Consider the following 15623-nt stretch of genomic DNA (forward strand, 5'->3'; position numbering starts at 1 on the left):
ACCTAATTCTCGGAGGATTGCTTAAAGTAGGGGGCGAGTGAGTCTGCGAGTTTGGCTGCGTCAACTTGGTAGGTACCTGCGGATACTTGCTGTTTCAGGCTTTCAATCTTGCTTGCGCGGTCGGTATCAACTTTGCCGTTGTTCTGTGCCTGCAATAGCTTGATGGCTTCATCTGAAATCGAAACCTCATCCTTGCGTGTGCTCTTCTTAATCTGTTCCTGGCGCTGTACTTCTGCATTCCGCTGATACGGATTAATGGGGCTGATTCGTCCGGTCTCGTTAATTTTCATAACTTCCACCTTCCTTTTAATATAAAAAAACCGATAATCTTTACTAAGTTTATCGGCCTTTATTGAATCAATCTTTATAGCTGAAAACGTTTTTCTAAAGTTTTTATTACTTACGGAACTTATCAACGACCTTGTAAGCGGCTTTATTACCGCCTGTAGCCGGTTCATTAGCAGCGGCACTTTCAGCTGCTGCTCTGGTAAGATCCTTACTCAAACGAGCCCGGCAACTGTCGCACATATGCCCTTCGCGGATCAGTGTTCCACATACCTCACAGGGCAACATCATGTTCGGTGCATTCGCTATAGAAATCCGGCCTTCGCGGATAAACCGGGTAATCTCCTTAATAGAAATTTCTGTAGCATCAGACAGCTCCTGAATGTTGGTACCACGGTTTTTGCGCAGATATTCTGCACAGATAAAATATTGATTCTCAAGCTCTTTGATACATGGCTGACAAAGCTCCATAATATTCTTGACGTATAAACGGCCGCATCTTGGACAATTGTCTACATTCATTTCACCAGCGGCTCCTTTCCTTACATTTTGTGCAATGCATAATTAACTTATGCTTAGATTACATGATTGAATTAACTTCGTCTACGATTAGTATCGGCCGGATGACTTCAACTTGTGATGCCTCTTCCTGCTTTCTTCCTTTTCGATACATCAAGTTTAATCTATCTGTGATGTTATTAGCATTATATTGCATTACCTAGAAATCCGATATTACCCTTAAGTGTTACTGACAACGCAATCTGAGTAGAAAGACTTAAGAACGAGCCCACGTCAGACTATAAACTTCCGCAGTTTTTCCATAACATGCACATAAATGCTGTAAAACTTCTGCACACGCGCGAATGGTACTGCCTGTAGTGTAAATATCATCGATGATGATGATCTGCATTGGCCGATCCTCCTGCTCTGCCTTATCCAGCATCCCCGCAAACTGTATTTTCACAGACTCATTCATAATTGCGTCAAAAGCATGCTTCATAGCTGCGATGCGCTCTGCCCTGCTCTTGAAGCTCTGTTTGCCGGTATGGTGGGTACGGATAAGAAGCGGGAGCTGCGGGATTCCTCTGCGTCTGGACAATACATCCGCCAGGCGTTCAGCCTGATTAAAACCGCGCTCGATGAGACGGGATTCCGAGACCGGTACAGGGACAAGCAGATCGGCTTGCCAAGGTGCGGCCCTGCTTATCTGACGGTTACGCTGATGTTCTCCAATAAAACTTTCCAGCTGTATGTACGCACTATCCAGCATCAGACCCAGTAGAGGAGCAAGCCGTTCGTGCCCCCTGTATTTATAGCGTCCCAGCAATTCACGCATAACCGGCGTATAGGCTACTGCACTCCGGTTACAGATAATTGGATCGGATTGACCGCTCCGGCTGCAGTCGGGACAACCGACGTGGCGGCCGCATTTTGGGCAGCGGGGCTGACGGATCCACGGGATGCCAGCTTCGCAGCTCGTACAGATGCCGGGCACCCCAGCTGATGATTGGCTGTTTTTGCCGCAGATCAGACATTGGATTAATGCCGGAGCCAATAATAGGCGGAAATTAGCCATCCATTCGTTTAAGGGATTCATGGCCATTTCTCTCCTTTCAGGTAACCTTGCCTGCGGGCAATGGTATTCATCGTACGGATTTGGGCAATTGCTTTACGCTGGGAACTGGTCCACTGGGGAGAAAGAAATATAACTGAACCTGCGGGGTCTTCCTTCGAACGTCCTGCCCTGCCCGCCATCTGTACCAGCGAAGCCTCATCAAACAGGCTGCTGTCTGCATCCAAAATATACACATCGCTGCGCGGAACCGTTACTCCCCGTTCCAGAATGGTTGTGGTGACCAGGATTCTGATCTTCCGCTCCCGGAAGGACATTACTTTGGCAGACCTGAGCGGATCTTGGGAAGAGGTGCCTTCTATGCTGACTTCAGGGAAAATCCGGCGCAGCAGCAACAGTATTGGTTCGATATGAGCAATGCGTGACACAAACAGGAATACCTGTGCTTCCCGTGACAGAGATCTGCGAAGTGCCTGTATAAATGTCCTGTGCAAACCGCCTTTTCGGATACATTGGTGTACCGGACTCATTGTCAAATGCTGCGGTACCGGCAGCGGATGGCCGTGAAAGCGTACTGGCACTCTTGCATGCTGTAGCCTGCCCAAGCTGACTTGCCTTTGCAGGTTTTGCGGCGGCGTTGCTGACAGAAAGATAAAGACTCCATCCGGCTTACACGCCTGTCCGGCTGCAAAGGCAAGCATGGGATCGTTGTGGTACGGAAATGCATCGAGTTCATCAATAATTACCAGGTCAAAAGCCTGGTAGAAACGCAAAAGCTGGTGCGTAGTGGCTACGGTAATCTTTCCCGGTATCCACCGGTCCGGGCTGCCGCCATAGAGCACGGCCAGCATCTCGGCCGGAAAAGCCCGGGCCAGCCGCGGGGCCAGCTCCAGCACGACGTCGCGCCGCGGCGTCGCCACCAGTGCCCGCCCTCCGGCGGCGAGCACTGCATCCAGGAGCGGGAAGGTGATCTCCGTCTTCCCCGCTCCCGTCACCGCCCAGAGCAGGAACCGCTCTGGGCTTTGCCCGGCTGCGCGCCCAAGCCGCGCAGCCAAAAACCCCAGTGCAGCCCCGGCGGCCCCCGCCTGGGCTGCACTAAGCCCCCACCGGCGTGCCGCAACGGTGGGGCTGGTCCCGGCCGCTGTGCACCGCACGGCCGGAGAGGCCGCGCTGCGGAGCAGCAGCGCGCAAGCCCGGCTGCGCCCGAGCGCGAGGCAGGCCTCGCAATAGGCGCAGCAGGCAAGGCCGCACGCAGCGCAAGGCGTGCGGCCTGTGGGTACGCTGCCGCAGCGCAGGCAGCGCTCATCAGCGCGGCGGCGGGCAGAGCCGCGCAGGAGCAGCTGCGGCAGGCGAAGCGCCGCGCGCACCGCACTCCAGCGGATGCTGCCCATTCCGCTGAAACCGTGCTTCTTTTTAATTAAGCCACCTTCGGTCCTCTCTTTATTTCTGTTTCTAGAGCCAACAGCAGCCCCCAGCATAAGCCGTCCCTGCAAATATGCAAGCTGGGCAGCAGCCATCCAGTGCTGTTCAGCACCAGGAGCCTGCTCTGCCAGCAGAGCCTCCACTTCCGGCTGCAATAGCGAGCGGCCTGATATTAGGGACACAAAATAATCAGCCTTCCTGCTGAGAGAAGCAATATACTCATGTGAATCCAAGCCAGCGCAGACATTCCCCTCACTTTCCCACCCGCAGTCCTCACTCCAACCTGAGCTGGCGCTATCACTTACCTGCTGAATTCTAATATCCTCAAACCACCTGTCTGTTGGCTTTCCGCAAGTCCTCTCTTCTTCATTGATTTCCATTTTAAGAACATCCATCAAACAACCCCGCCACTCCGCCGCCGTCCATCTCCCCATAGCAGATCCGCATCTAATCCGTTCCCGCAGCTTCACAGCCCATCCAAGAGGCATTGAAGATGTGAGCAGCACAATCCTTTCTGCTCTAGTGTGATTCCAGCCTTCTCCTCCCGCACCCTCCCACCAGATCCAGTCAACCGCCGGGCAAAGCGAGATCCGCAGCGTCCAGCGTCCTTCTGCTTCCACTGCATAGACACTAACTCTCATATTTCTCCTTCCTCTCCTGAAAATAAAGCTCCATGATCATCCTGTCCGCTCTTTCCAACACAAAACCAACATAAAAAAGCACACTCCCCCAAACTGGAGAGTGTGCTTCACCCGTTGCTTGCATATTCAGTTAGCTTCCGCCGCACGTTTATTGCGATCCCCCGCTTCCCGGCATCCGTAAGTCGATTACGGTCTGCCGCTGAGGTTCGGGGCCATCCTCATAACGATACAGCTGCATCAGCGGCGCAAATTCAATCAAAGAGCCGCTCCGGGCTAGTCTGGCGGCTACAGCCACAGTACCATCCCTGGATTCGTCATCAAGCAAAGTTACCTGATACGTTCTGCCGGCCCAGAAGGCCCGCCAGGCAAGCATCCGGATATAACCTTCAATAACCGCCTCATGATTACGGGTAATCAGAATATAATGAATCCGCTTGCTGATCCGTCCGGCATACCGGATTCGCTCCCGGTGCTGCAGGATGTGAACGAGAGCTACTGCCGATCCATAAACAGCCGCAATCCATATTAACTGGGCTACCATGGAGATGCACCTCCTCTTATACCGACACTATATGCCGGTGCTCCAAGGTCGGTGACTGCCCATGGTTCCCCTGCGGCTGTAAGCCCTTTGCTTCGCTGTACCTGACAGCGGGCAGGGTCAAACTGCCTATATCCGGGTACATACTTAAATCAGCATTTTGCAAAATTCGAATATAACTGCGACTGAACAATACGCTGACAGATGGTAAAGTAATACCTGCCGTTATGTAATGTTGTTCCGGATCATTTGGATTCTCCAAAACGCTCAGTTAACGTTATGCCGGTTATAGGGTGACCCAGCCGTATTTAATCGAATTGATTACAGCTTGTGTACGGTCATCAACTTCCATTTTCTGCAGGATACTGCTGACATGGTTTTTGACGGTCTTTTCGCTGATAAAGAGGTATTCCCCGATATTCTTGTTGCTCTTGCCTTCTGCCATTAGACGCAGTACCTCTGCCTCACGGCGGGTCAGCGGGTTATTGTCACCGGCAACGAACTTCACGCCTGCTTCTTTAACCGGAGTTTCGGCCATTGCACCTGTTTCATTAAGATAAGTCATCCGGCGCAGCTGGTTGATCAGCTTACCGGTAACCTTAGGGTGAATGAACGCATGCCCTTCACATACCGAACGGATGGCATTAATCAGTGACTCAGCCTCCATATCCTTCAGCAGATAGCCGTTGGCACCCTTGCGCAGTGTTTCGAATACATAGCTTTCATCATCATGAATCGACAAAATAATAACCTTAACATCCGGAAACATCTCACGTACCTTCTGGGTGGCTTCGACACCGTTCTCCACAGGCATATTGATGTCCATCAGTACAATATCCGGTTTGTTGACGTTGCAGAACTCCAGTACCTGAATACCGTCACCGCACTCGCCGATGACTTCAATGTCATCCTCCATATTTAAAATCCGCTTAAGCCCTTCGCGAAACAACTGATGATCATCGGCCAAAAGTACTTTTATCGGCAATTTGCCAGAGCTTTGGTTTTCCATCACATTACTCCTTCCCCTTTTCCACATTTGTCGGAATGTGAATAACAATAGTTGTTCCCTGATTCTCCTCCGACTCGATCTCAATTCTGCCTTCAAGCAGTTCTACACGTTCCCGCATGCCGACCAGTCCAAAGCTTTCCCGGCTGCCCTGCTCACTTACCTTCTTTACATTGAAGCCCAGACCGTTATCCTTAACAACAATTTTGATCAGCTGCGCCTGATAGGTGATTTCCACCAGCACATAGCTCGGATAGGCGTGCTTCGCAGCGTTGGTTAGCCCCTCCTGCACAAGACGGTAAACAGCTGCTTCCATAGCAGACGAGAGCCGGTGCTCTTTACCTCTTGTTTCAAAGGCAGTGCGGATTTTGGTTTTTTCCTCAAAGTCATGCACATATTTGCGGAGTGTCGGAATCAGCCCAAGATCATCCAGCGCCATAGGACGCAGATTAAAAATAACCTTGCGCATCTCTTCCAGACTATAGCGGACCTGTCCCTTTAAATCTATTATTTCGTCCTGCACCATGCCAAATTCCTGCTTTACCAGCATTCTTTCTACAATTTCCGTCCTTAGGACTAGATTTGCCAGCATTTGAGCAGGACCGTCATGAATTTCCCGGGCAATTCTTTTACGCTCTTCTTCCTGAGCCAAAATAATCTTAAGCCCGATCAGCTGCCTGTTCTTGGCCGTTTCTACAATCCTGGTTACTTGTCCCATTTCTCCGGCCAAATAATCAATAACTACACTCATTTGTGAGCCGATCGATTCTGCACGCTCGACTGAATTTTCTACACTGCGGACCCGCATCTGCAGCTCATCCCGTCTGCTGCGCAGATAAATCTCACGTTCTCTTGTCATCATAAGCTCGAGCTGCAGCTCAGTCGCTTTCTCATAAGCAATCCGGATATCCTTCTCCGAATAGCGGACGAAATCCCGGCTGACCTCGGTCAGCCGGATCCGTGAGCGGTGATATTGCAGCTCCAGCGTGTCAACTTTTTGCAATGTTTCATCCGTTTCTTCCATGACCCTCTGCAGTTCTTTAGTGAGTGCACCAAGCTCGTCCCGGGCAACATGCATTATTTCAAAAATCTGATACTTGCTGCTCTCCATCACGTCGATGGTATTCTTAATGACGCGATCTATCGCATCGGCCTGAAATTCCACGGATGCTGCCCCATTTCTATCGGATCGTATTAAAGGCTTTCCTTTATATTAACATATCACGATTCGATCGTTACGGTCTTCGTTTTCTGTTCCCATTTTACGGTCAGTCCAAGCTGCTCCGAGACGAGTCTAAGCGGTACTAAAGTCCTACCGTCTAGGATTAAAGGAGCTACTTCGGCACTTTGGCGCTTCCCGTTCAGTACATATTCCTTTTTGCCGACGGTCAGATCCATCGCCTTGGAACCGCGCAGAACCATAATTTTCTTAGTATTCTGATCCCATGCTGCACTTCCGCCGAAGACATCCACCACATATTTGATCGGGATATAAGTGGTGTTATCCTTAACGATCGGAGCCACATCAATCGTCTTCTTGGTTCCGTTAACGGTCAGGGATTTCGAACCGATGATCATCGAAGCTGTTCCTTTCGGAAGCCCGGCTTCACTGGACAGCGACGGCATAACAAAGGAAATATTATCAAAGCCTACCGTACCGGTCTTGGCCCGCTCGTCCTGGCCCTCCTCCACGTTGACTACATATACTCTTTTCAGGGATGCCGGGAACTTGATTCCCGATCCGGACAGATCAATGTTCAGGCTCTTCCAGCCATTCCAGTCAATTACTTTAGCTAAATCAATATACGCTGTGGTGCCTGCATTGTCGACTACCTCAGCCCGCAGCCAGTTAAGGCTCATATCGCCCATAACATCCAGCGACATGGAAGTCGCTGCGGCTGGAATGCTCTTGCCGGAGGTTCCGTTGAACTGGGCGTAAGCGTACATTTTTCCGCTGCCAGCTGTCATGTCATAGCTGAGTGACAGCACTTTCGAGCCTGCACGTTCTGCAGAACCTGCTACGACCGCTGCAGTTCCGGTAACGCCTGCTGCATTGGTAGTGAAGGCAATCGGATAATTCACATTTTCGAAATTCTCCCAGGCTGTAGCTGCTGCTGTAGACAGTACAACCGCTGTGCTGAAGCCGTCATACCGGGCAATAGCGTAGCCTGTCGTTACACCTGCGTTGACCGAGTTAACAGTAAGCTTGCCATTTTGCACACTCCCGTTAAAGCCGACAAATTCCCATTTCAGCGCCGAAGCCGGTACGGTCAGCGATGCCCCGCTTTTAGAGACTGCTGTAACAGGAACTGATACTGTTGTTCCTGCTGTCAGAGGAGCAGTGGCGATTCCGGCTGACAGGCTGGCAAGATCGTCGCCTCCCAGAACCGTTACCTTTGTTGAAGCACTGGCTGATCCGCTGGTAGCGGTCAGTGTAGCCGTTCCTGCCTTGACTGCTGTAACTTCCCCTGCGCTGACTGTCGCACTGCCGCCGCTTGCTGTCCAGGCCGGATTAGCTGAAGCCACATCTATCGGATTATAGTACGTATCATAGCCTTTTAGTGAATAAGTAGCCTTTTGCCCAATCAGAAGTACAGAGCTGCCGCTGATCTTGATTCCTTTTACTGCCCCCTGCGGAGCAGAGGTGTACACTCCAAGCCCGTTTACAATGCTGCGCTGTTCTGTGCCGTATTCTGTATTAAAGGTCAGTGTTGTCGAGGTTTCAGCCAGCGGGCGGTCTACCATCGTTGTAGAGCCCCCTCCATCGAGGTTTATTCCTTTCCATACTCCAATATTGGTCATAAAGGATTGCAGCTCTGTCAGCGACATACCGGTGCTGTTAGCGTTATCCTCTACTGCAATCAGATAGACATAGCGGCCATCCTGGGAGTATCCCAGCGCTGTCCGCGCCCGGTAGCCGCCAATACTGGAAGTCGACCGTGAGAACGTGGCTGCCTTGCCGTTGTTGACAAGAATGGTATGTCCGCCAATCATCATTTGCAGGCTGGCCGGATCAATGGACTGCTGGGTAGTCTTGGACTTCAGTGAATATACACTGCTCAGCTTCTGGCCTACTGCCAGATGGGCCTTGACGAATTGCGCGGCCAGCCCGTGAGTCCGCAGGATATAAGCCCCTTCCGGAACAGCCATAGGCAGCGCTGCATCCAGTGAGATCTGCGTAATCACATCATTCTGTACCAGCACCTCAGTCGGTGTTGTTGAGCTGTTCTTCGGCCGGTCCAAGGCAGTCCAGGCATCGGTATAGATGTAAGCAGCATTGGCATGGCTGTAGGTGGAGCTGCCGCCTTCCGGGTTGTAAGCCCCTTTGTTGATACCGGATAACGGGAACTGGGAACCGTCTTCTGCGGTAACAAGCCCTTCAAACGTATATTCATCAATGACCGGCTTGCGGTCCTTGGTCACTGCAAAAGCATACATTCCGTCCAGCTGCGAAGGCGTCGAAACCACTACCCCGCCGGATACCTGCCCCCCGATAGGAGCTCCTTCACCACCGGTATTAAAATAATCCCCGTTGATTGCCGCAACCGCTCCGGTCTCTGCTGCCATGCCGCCGGTACTCTGACGGGTAGTCAGATTACCTCCCTTGCCGGTCATCACATCCAGGGAAACATATGGATTATTCAAATCAACGCGGATGACGTCCGCCAGCCCGGTTGCACTTTTGCCTGAACGCAGTGCCGTGAATTTATATTTCATCATCAGCGCTCCGGAGGTAATGACCTCCTCACCTAACTTCGTTACTGTAAAAGAACTCGCTGCAGCCTGGGCTACAGGCGCTGTACCTGTTCCTAATCCCGGCAGTCCTTCGCTTCCGATCACCGGCATAATCCAGAGCACCCCGGCTAAAGATGCGGCAATCCAGCGTTTTGCCGCCGGCTTCCCTGTACCCCGTCCCGGCTTCTTGTCACTGTTCCCCATAAAAACTTCACTCATTTCAGCGTAACTCTCCCATCTCTTTGTATAATCTCAATCTTTCATTTGTCTGCGTCTATTTTGTAGTCAAAAATCAGGCATCTGCTTCCCCATTACTATTACATAGACTGAAATATGGATGAAAAGTTGCGAATATTGCTAGATTTGTCTCCTTTATTTGCTGGCTGCCGAGGCTGCATAGCACATAAAAAAGCCCCGCGTACGCGGGGCTTCCCTCTTTAAAACCAAGTTATTCTAGAGATATCCTGCCATATTCAGCATCCGCTGCAGCATGACCGCAGCCTGAGCCCGGGTGGCATTGCCCTGCGGCTGGAACTCCGTTGTGGTCATTCCCAGGATAATTCCTTCCTGAACGGCTTTTGCCACAAATTCGGCTGCTGCATTCTGGATTTTGTTTTTGTCTTTAAATACGCTCAGTTTGGAGGCTGCTGTACCGCTTAGAGTAATCGGATGCTCCGTATATTCCATCGCACGGATAATCATAATTGCCAGCTGTTCCCGGGTAATATTGTCGTTAGGCCGGAATGTACCGTCAGTATTACCGGTAATGATCCCTGCCTTGGCTGCTGCCCCGATATAGTCACCGGTCTGGGTTGAAGACTGTACATCCCCGAAGCGCTGTGCCGTTTCCCGGTCGCCCAGGAGTCCAAGCCCCCGGCTAAGCATTACAGCGAATTCAGCCCGTGTGACTTTCTGCTCCGGCTTGAAGGTACTGCCGTAGCTGCTGTCGATAATATTTTTGGCAGCAAGGAGTGTAACAGTCGAATTAGCCCAGTGCTTGCTCATATCTGTAAAGCTGCGGGTCGACAGGAATGTTCCGACTACCTGATTCCCTGTTACATTCGCCCGTATAACGGTATAGCTTCCGGCTGAACTGATCTTCGTCGGCAGATACGTCGCATCATAATAGACAAGATCCAGTCTGACAGCCGAAGTCTGGTCGCTGTTTAGCGTAGCAGTAGTCCGTACAGTATATTCTCCAGGGGAGCTAAGTACTGTGCCGTTCGAATAATTACCGCTCACTACTGCACTCATGCGGATATCAGTCAGGCCTGTTACAGTTTGCAGGCCTTGAGTTTTAAGCTTCTGTTCAAATGGCGTGTATGTGCCTGACGGCACCTTCTCCAGCCGGATCACAAGCGATATTGTGCTGCTGTCTGCAATGAGCTTGGCAGCAAGACTGTTCATGTCTATATCATCCAACGCCAGATTATACAGATTATCTCCGTACCGGATGCCGAAGGTTGATTTGCTGTTCCGGTTGACCGCATCCAGCAGTGGTTTTAACGGCACCGATACATAAGCGGCAAGCTCAGTCGCAGGCACCTCGAATACCAGGGAGGGCGTACCCAGCTTGTGCAGGTACTCATAGCTGGCAGCCAGACGGTCAGCTGTAAGCACATACCGTTTGACGATCTGGTTATAGACGGAACGGTCATCTGCTGTGGTAGCAGAGTCACTTTTGAGCAGCGGATATTCCTTGCCGAATTCACCGGCAGCAAGAATACCAAGATAGGACGGGCGGCTGGATGCTGAGGTTGAGCCTGCCGTTCCGGTCAGATTCTGTACAGCAAGAGCTGTAAACGAGGCAAGCGCAGTACCGCTGGCATCGAGAATGCTGCCCGCACCAGTCATGTACGATAAATCAACGGTTTGTCCCGTTTTGACTACCGTCGACAAAACCAGCTTCAAGGTTGTGCCGGATACATTAACCGTTTGTACGCCTACCGTACTGCCGTCCACCCGGACAGCAAACTGGCCGCTATACAGCGTTGAGCTCGCCTGCATGCTTTTACTAAAAGTGACCGTTAGTTCATCCCCGGCTATCATTGCTGAACTAATATTCGGCACAGTTGTAACACTGCTTCCGGAAACGGATACCGGCTGAAGATTGATGTAAGCGGCCCGGTTGCCGTTCAGATCACTGATTCCGGCAACTCCCGGAACATAAGAAACCGTGGTATAGCTGCCCGTTGACAGAGTGCTGGCCAAAGTCAATGTTACCTGATTGCCGTTCACAGCTACGTTAGTCACATAGTTAGGCGTGCTGCCGACCAGTACCGAGTACTGGCTGACCAGCGGCAGACTGGATGGAGAAAGCCCCTCATTATAAGTCAGAATAATCTGCTTGTCCGATCCTGCTGCGCTCTGGTAGACCGGGGGCACTGAATCGCTCGTATTCCGGACATAAAAATCACTGAAACTGGCTATGTTCTGCCCGTATTGATCCTGCAGCGGATAAGAGCCGGCATAATACGTTACGCGGACACTTTGCCCGCTAGCTGCAACATTATTTAAACCGAGGGTAAGGGAAGACCCGCTGGAGCTAACCGAACTAACTCCCAGGGAGACGCCGTCCGCATACACATAGAACTGGCCGTAACCGGCTGTTGACGCTGTTCTAAGCTGATCGTTAAAGTTCAGCACTAATGTTTTGCCGGACAAGGTTCCATCCTTAGGTGTAGGCAGCACAGACTGGATATTATTAGTCACCAAACGGGCTGAAAAGGAGCTTGCTGTATTTCCGCTTAAATCCTGTATCATTCTTATTCCCTGGGTGTAGGATATTCTAATAACTTGTCCCACGGCAACTCCGGTACTAAGCGTAACGTAGACACTGTCACCCTGAATGTAGACACTGTCTATATTCCGTTTCTCCTCATTAACCGTAACCGCAAAGCTGCTCAGCATCAGAGACACGCCCGAATGGAGTGCTTCATCGTATTTCAGACGGATGGTACGATTGTTCTCAAGCAACGCAGATGAGAGCAACGGAGCTGTCTTATCAAGAGCTACTGTTTTAAAACTCCAGCCGTTTCGGCCGTTTATGCCTTCGAACGGATTGTTACTGCCGTCAACAAAAGCTCCCTGGGCAATATCAACATAATAAATGGTATCATTATCGAGTCCTGTCGAAGGTGCAATAGTAAATTCCTTTGAGTCGGCACTCGGGGTTACACTCGTTGGAACTAATGTACCATTGCTCTTATATAAAGCTACCCCGCTCGGTGCAGTTAAAGTGGTTGCCTGGTTAAAAGCAATCTTAATCGGCTGCTTAATCTGCACTGCTTCACTGCGGTCAGCCGGACTTAGCGAGGTTATTCCGAAACCTGTAAGTGAAGTAGTGGTGAAGGTCCATGTGTACGATCCTGAGGCAGGAAATACATTACCATCCTGGTCGTAGAATGCCCCCTTCGGAATAGTTACCGTGTACTGAGTGTTGCTTAATAACGGATTCGCTGCTGAAGCAGCTGCCACACTAATGAACCGTGTTCCTCCGCCCGTTACCGAAGCAGAATTCACGTTAAAATATCTGGCATATGCTGTGTTACTCGGCGATACAGTTATGATTCCTGCAGCCGGCATCATCGGCTGATCAAACGTAAGCTGGATACCTGTTGATACCGGCACTGCACCTGCCCCGTTTAATGGAGAAACTGTCATTCCCGGCACAACCGACCCTTTTACCGAAAAGCTCCAGACGTTACCTGTGGTAATGCCTGCATAGGACTTATTGTCATCATCCTTTAGTGCATATGGATCGATCAGCACATAATAGCTGCTGCCGGCTGTAAGTTTACTTGCTAACGTTAGTGTTACAGTTGTAGTAGAATTTGTGTTGTCATTTTGCAGATAGAAGTACGGCTCTCCATCTTTAATTTTAAATTCCTGGACGACTGAATTATCCGCTGAAGCGATCAGTTTGATCGATCCGCCGCCCTTCTGTAGCTTATTATTTAGCTTTATGCTTAGCTGAGTGAGACTGCTGTCAACACGCGAGTAATTCGCCGGAGAATATTCCGTAGCAGTAATGGCAGTATTAATAGATGGCGCTGTAGTAAATGTTGAAGACGTCGCTAACGACTCGAGCCCTAGATTATCCTTGAACATCCCTTTTGGCACATTAACGGTATAGGTCTTGTTATATTCAAGCTCCTTGCCTAACTTAACCTGATACTCGGTTGAACTGCTGATCAGACCTGAACTCCCCACCGGAATTGTTACATACGGCTCACTCACTCCCTGAGCTGTTACTGTGATGTTGCCGCTTTGCGGGCTTACCAGCCTGTCAAAGCTAAGCTTAATGGATGAGCTGATATTGACGTTCTTTTCACCATCCGCTGGTGAGATGCCTACGCTAAATTCATTTGCGGCATGTACCGTCTGGCTGCCGATTCCGATAGACGGATACCCGGTACTGAGCAGCATATTCCCAGCCAGAATGAGTGCGGTCCAAATTGAAACTTTCCTTTTCATGCGCTAAAAGACTCCTCTCAAACCATACTTTCTCGTCTGTATACATATCCTTATATTTCGGCTTCCAGGCTTCCAAAGTTTAGAAGACACCCTCTTTTGAGGCAGTTACATACTCATTCTGTTGTAAAATAACGCAAAAAAGCCCGCAGCCAGTAGTCTTCTGCAATAGAAGTACTGTCCGCAGGCTTGTCCGAATTATATTTAAAAAGGTTAGATTCCAGCCTTGGCTCTCAGCATATCCGCTTTATCTACGCGTTCCCAAGGAAGATCCACATCAGTACGGCCGAAATGTCCGTAGGCTGCAGTCTGTCTGTAAATAGGCTTGCGCAGATCCAGCATCGAAATAATACCGGCAGGGCGAAGATCAAAGCTGCTGCTGATCAGTTCAGCCAGCTTTTCTTCACTGATTTTACCTGTTCCGTATGTATCCACATTAATCGAGACAGGATTAGCCACACCAATGGCATAGGCCAGTTGAATTTCGCACTTGTCTGCAAGTCCGGCAGCAACCAGGTTCTTGGCTACATATCGGGCAGCATAAGCAGCCGAGCGGTCAACTTTGGTTGGATCTTTACCGGAGAATGCGCCTCCGCCATGACGGGCATAACCGCCATATGTATCTACAATAATCTTACGTCCGGTTAGACCGGCATCGCCCTGAGGACCGCCGATAACGAAACGTCCTGTAGGATTAATGAAGTACTTTGTATTCTCATCCAGCAGTTCTGCAGGAACTACCGGCAAGATAACATGCTCTTTAATATCTGCCTGAATCTGCTCCAGCGTAATTTCCTCAGCATGCTGAGTCGATACTACGATGGCATCTACACGTACAGGCTTATCATCCTGATACTCAATGGTAACCTGTGTTTTGCCGTCCGGACGCAAATATTCCAAAGTGCCGTTTTTGCGGACTTCGGACAAACGACGGGCAATCCGGTGTGACAGAGCGATCGGCAGCGGCATAAGCTCAGGTGTTTCATTGGTTGCAAAACCGAACATCAAGCCCTGGTCGCCGGCACCAATATTTGCAGTTTCCTCAGCGACCTGTGCAGGATCACGGTGTTCCAGGGCAGCATTTACGCCTTGAGCGATATCGGCAGACTGCTCATTGAGCGAGCTCAATACAGCGCAGGTATTGTAGTCAAAACCGAATTTAGCACGTGTATACCCAATTTCTTTAATGGTATTGCGTACAATCGATGGAATATCAACATATTCCGATTTGGTGCTGATCTCGCCGATGACAAGCACAAGACCGGTGGCCACAGCCACTTCACAGGCTACACGGGCATTCGGATCATTTGCTAAAAAAGCATCCAGAACTGCGTCGGAAATCTGATCGCAGATTTTATCCGGATGCCCTTCCGTTACGGACTCGGAAGTAAACAAATGACGTCCTTTGATAGACATGTACTCAACCTCCCATATTATTAGTCTGACACTGTATAAGGGGGCTCCTTAAAACATAACAGGTCAAATATAAAGTATAAATAATAGCGTAAACGAACGGCTGCCCATTCAAAAAACGAACCTTTTCCATATGGAAAAGGTCTAAGGCTTTCCTCAAAAGTCATATTATCTTATTTGCCGGATGGTGTCAATTAAAGGCAAGTACCGCTCTAATTATAAAAGAGACTGCTCAGCCTGCTTTACAAGCCTCTTTGTAATTTCTCCGCCTACAGATCCGTTATCTCTGGAGGTCAAATGACCCAGATATGGACTCCGCCCAACTCCGCCCGAACCTCCCATAGCTCCCAGCTCAGATGCAAATTCAGTATCTGCTCCTCCGCCATAAGATGCACCATATAACCCGAATTCAGCTGCAATTTCATATTGCATTTGTTTAAGCATTGCGCGGCTTTCCGGTACTACTGTCCGATTAGTACGTGCCATGATACAGCACCTCCTGAATGATTGTTTAGAATTACAGGAAGTATTGTGTAC

General features: G+C 50.1%; 11 protein-coding genes. All 11 read right to left on the reverse strand.

What is annotated here, in order from left to right; genetic code table 11:
* Positions 1-2: 2 nt before the first annotated feature.
* Positions 3-290 (reverse strand): flagellar biosynthesis anti-sigma factor FlgM, encoded by a 288-nt coding sequence (flgM, locus tag NST84_RS28190; RefSeq protein ID WP_342563317.1) that lies wholly within the window; start codon positions 288-290, stop codon positions 3-5.
* 106 nt (positions 291-396) lie between these two features.
* Complete coding sequence (locus NST84_RS28195; protein WP_342563318.1) at positions 397-807, reverse strand: TIGR03826 family flagellar region protein; 411 nt, start codon at positions 805-807, stop codon at positions 397-399.
* A gap of 253 nt (positions 808-1060) precedes the next feature.
* Positions 1061-1621 (reverse strand): ComF family protein, encoded by a 561-nt coding sequence (locus tag NST84_RS28200; RefSeq protein WP_342563319.1) that lies wholly within the window; start codon positions 1619-1621, stop codon positions 1061-1063.
* A gap of 257 nt (positions 1622-1878) precedes the next feature.
* A complete protein-coding gene (locus NST84_RS28205; RefSeq protein WP_342563320.1) occupies positions 1879-3921 on the reverse strand; it encodes a helicase-related protein in 2043 nt (680 codons plus the stop codon).
* Between the two features lie 148 nt (positions 3922-4069).
* Positions 4070-4462, reverse strand: a complete 393-nt coding sequence (locus NST84_RS28210) for a hypothetical protein (RefSeq protein WP_342563321.1) — start codon at positions 4460-4462, stop codon at positions 4070-4072.
* A gap of 283 nt (positions 4463-4745) precedes the next feature.
* The gene (locus tag NST84_RS28215; protein WP_039877577.1) at positions 4746-5468 is read right to left on the reverse strand and encodes a response regulator transcription factor; all 723 of its coding nucleotides are present in this window, start codon (positions 5466-5468) and stop codon (positions 4746-4748) included.
* Positions 5469-5472: 4 nt separating this feature from the next.
* Complete coding sequence (locus NST84_RS28220; protein WP_342563322.1) at positions 5473-6630, reverse strand: histidine kinase; 1158 nt, start codon at positions 6628-6630, stop codon at positions 5473-5475.
* Positions 6631-6686: 56 nt separating this feature from the next.
* Positions 6687-9419 (reverse strand): stalk domain-containing protein, encoded by a 2733-nt coding sequence (locus tag NST84_RS28225; RefSeq protein WP_342563323.1) that lies wholly within the window; start codon positions 9417-9419, stop codon positions 6687-6689.
* 234 nt (positions 9420-9653) lie between these two features.
* Positions 9654-13676 (reverse strand): Ig-like domain-containing protein, encoded by a 4023-nt coding sequence (locus NST84_RS28230; RefSeq protein WP_342563324.1) that lies wholly within the window; start codon positions 13674-13676, stop codon positions 9654-9656.
* Positions 13677-13886: 210 nt separating this feature from the next.
* A complete protein-coding gene (metK, locus tag NST84_RS28235) occupies positions 13887-15089 on the reverse strand; it encodes a methionine adenosyltransferase (protein WP_342563325.1) in 1203 nt (400 codons plus the stop codon).
* 213 nt (positions 15090-15302) lie between these two features.
* Positions 15303-15572: an alpha/beta-type small acid-soluble spore protein gene (locus NST84_RS28240; RefSeq protein ID WP_342563326.1), complete on the reverse strand. Its 270-nt coding sequence runs from the start codon at positions 15570-15572 to the stop codon at positions 15303-15305.
* Between the last annotated feature and the right edge of the window lie 51 nt (positions 15573-15623).

Origin of the sequence: Paenibacillus sp. FSL R7-0345 (assembly GCF_038595055.1) — a bacterium.
GTDB lineage: Bacteria > Bacillota > Bacilli > Paenibacillales > Paenibacillaceae > Paenibacillus_AQ.

Coding starts and splice junctions, on each gene's coding strand:
- NST84_RS28230 (WP_342563324.1), bottom strand. CDS start 13,676: ATGAAAAGGAAAGTTTCAATTTGGACCGCACTCATTCTGGCTGGGAAT.
- metK (WP_342563325.1), bottom strand. CDS start 15,089: ATGTCTATCAAAGGACGTCATTTGTTTACTTCCGAGTCCGTAACGGAA.
- NST84_RS28210 (WP_342563321.1), bottom strand. CDS start 4,462: ATGGTAGCCCAGTTAATATGGATTGCGGCTGTTTATGGATCGGCAGTA.
- NST84_RS28200 (WP_342563319.1), bottom strand. CDS start 1,621: ATGCGTGAATTGCTGGGACGCTATAAATACAGGGGGCACGAACGGCTT.
- NST84_RS28205 (WP_342563320.1), bottom strand. CDS start 3,921: ATGAGAGTTAGTGTCTATGCAGTGGAAGCAGAAGGACGCTGGACGCTG.
- NST84_RS28240 (WP_342563326.1), bottom strand. CDS start 15,572: ATGGCACGTACTAATCGGACAGTAGTACCGGAAAGCCGCGCAATGCTT.
- NST84_RS28215 (WP_039877577.1), bottom strand. CDS start 5,468: ATGGAAAACCAAAGCTCTGGCAAATTGCCGATAAAAGTACTTTTGGCC.
- NST84_RS28195 (WP_342563318.1), bottom strand. CDS start 807: ATGAATGTAGACAATTGTCCAAGATGCGGCCGTTTATACGTCAAGAAT.
- NST84_RS28225 (WP_342563323.1), bottom strand. CDS start 9,419: ATGAGTGAAGTTTTTATGGGGAACAGTGACAAGAAGCCGGGACGGGGT.
- flgM (WP_342563317.1), bottom strand. CDS start 290: ATGAAAATTAACGAGACCGGACGAATCAGCCCCATTAATCCGTATCAG.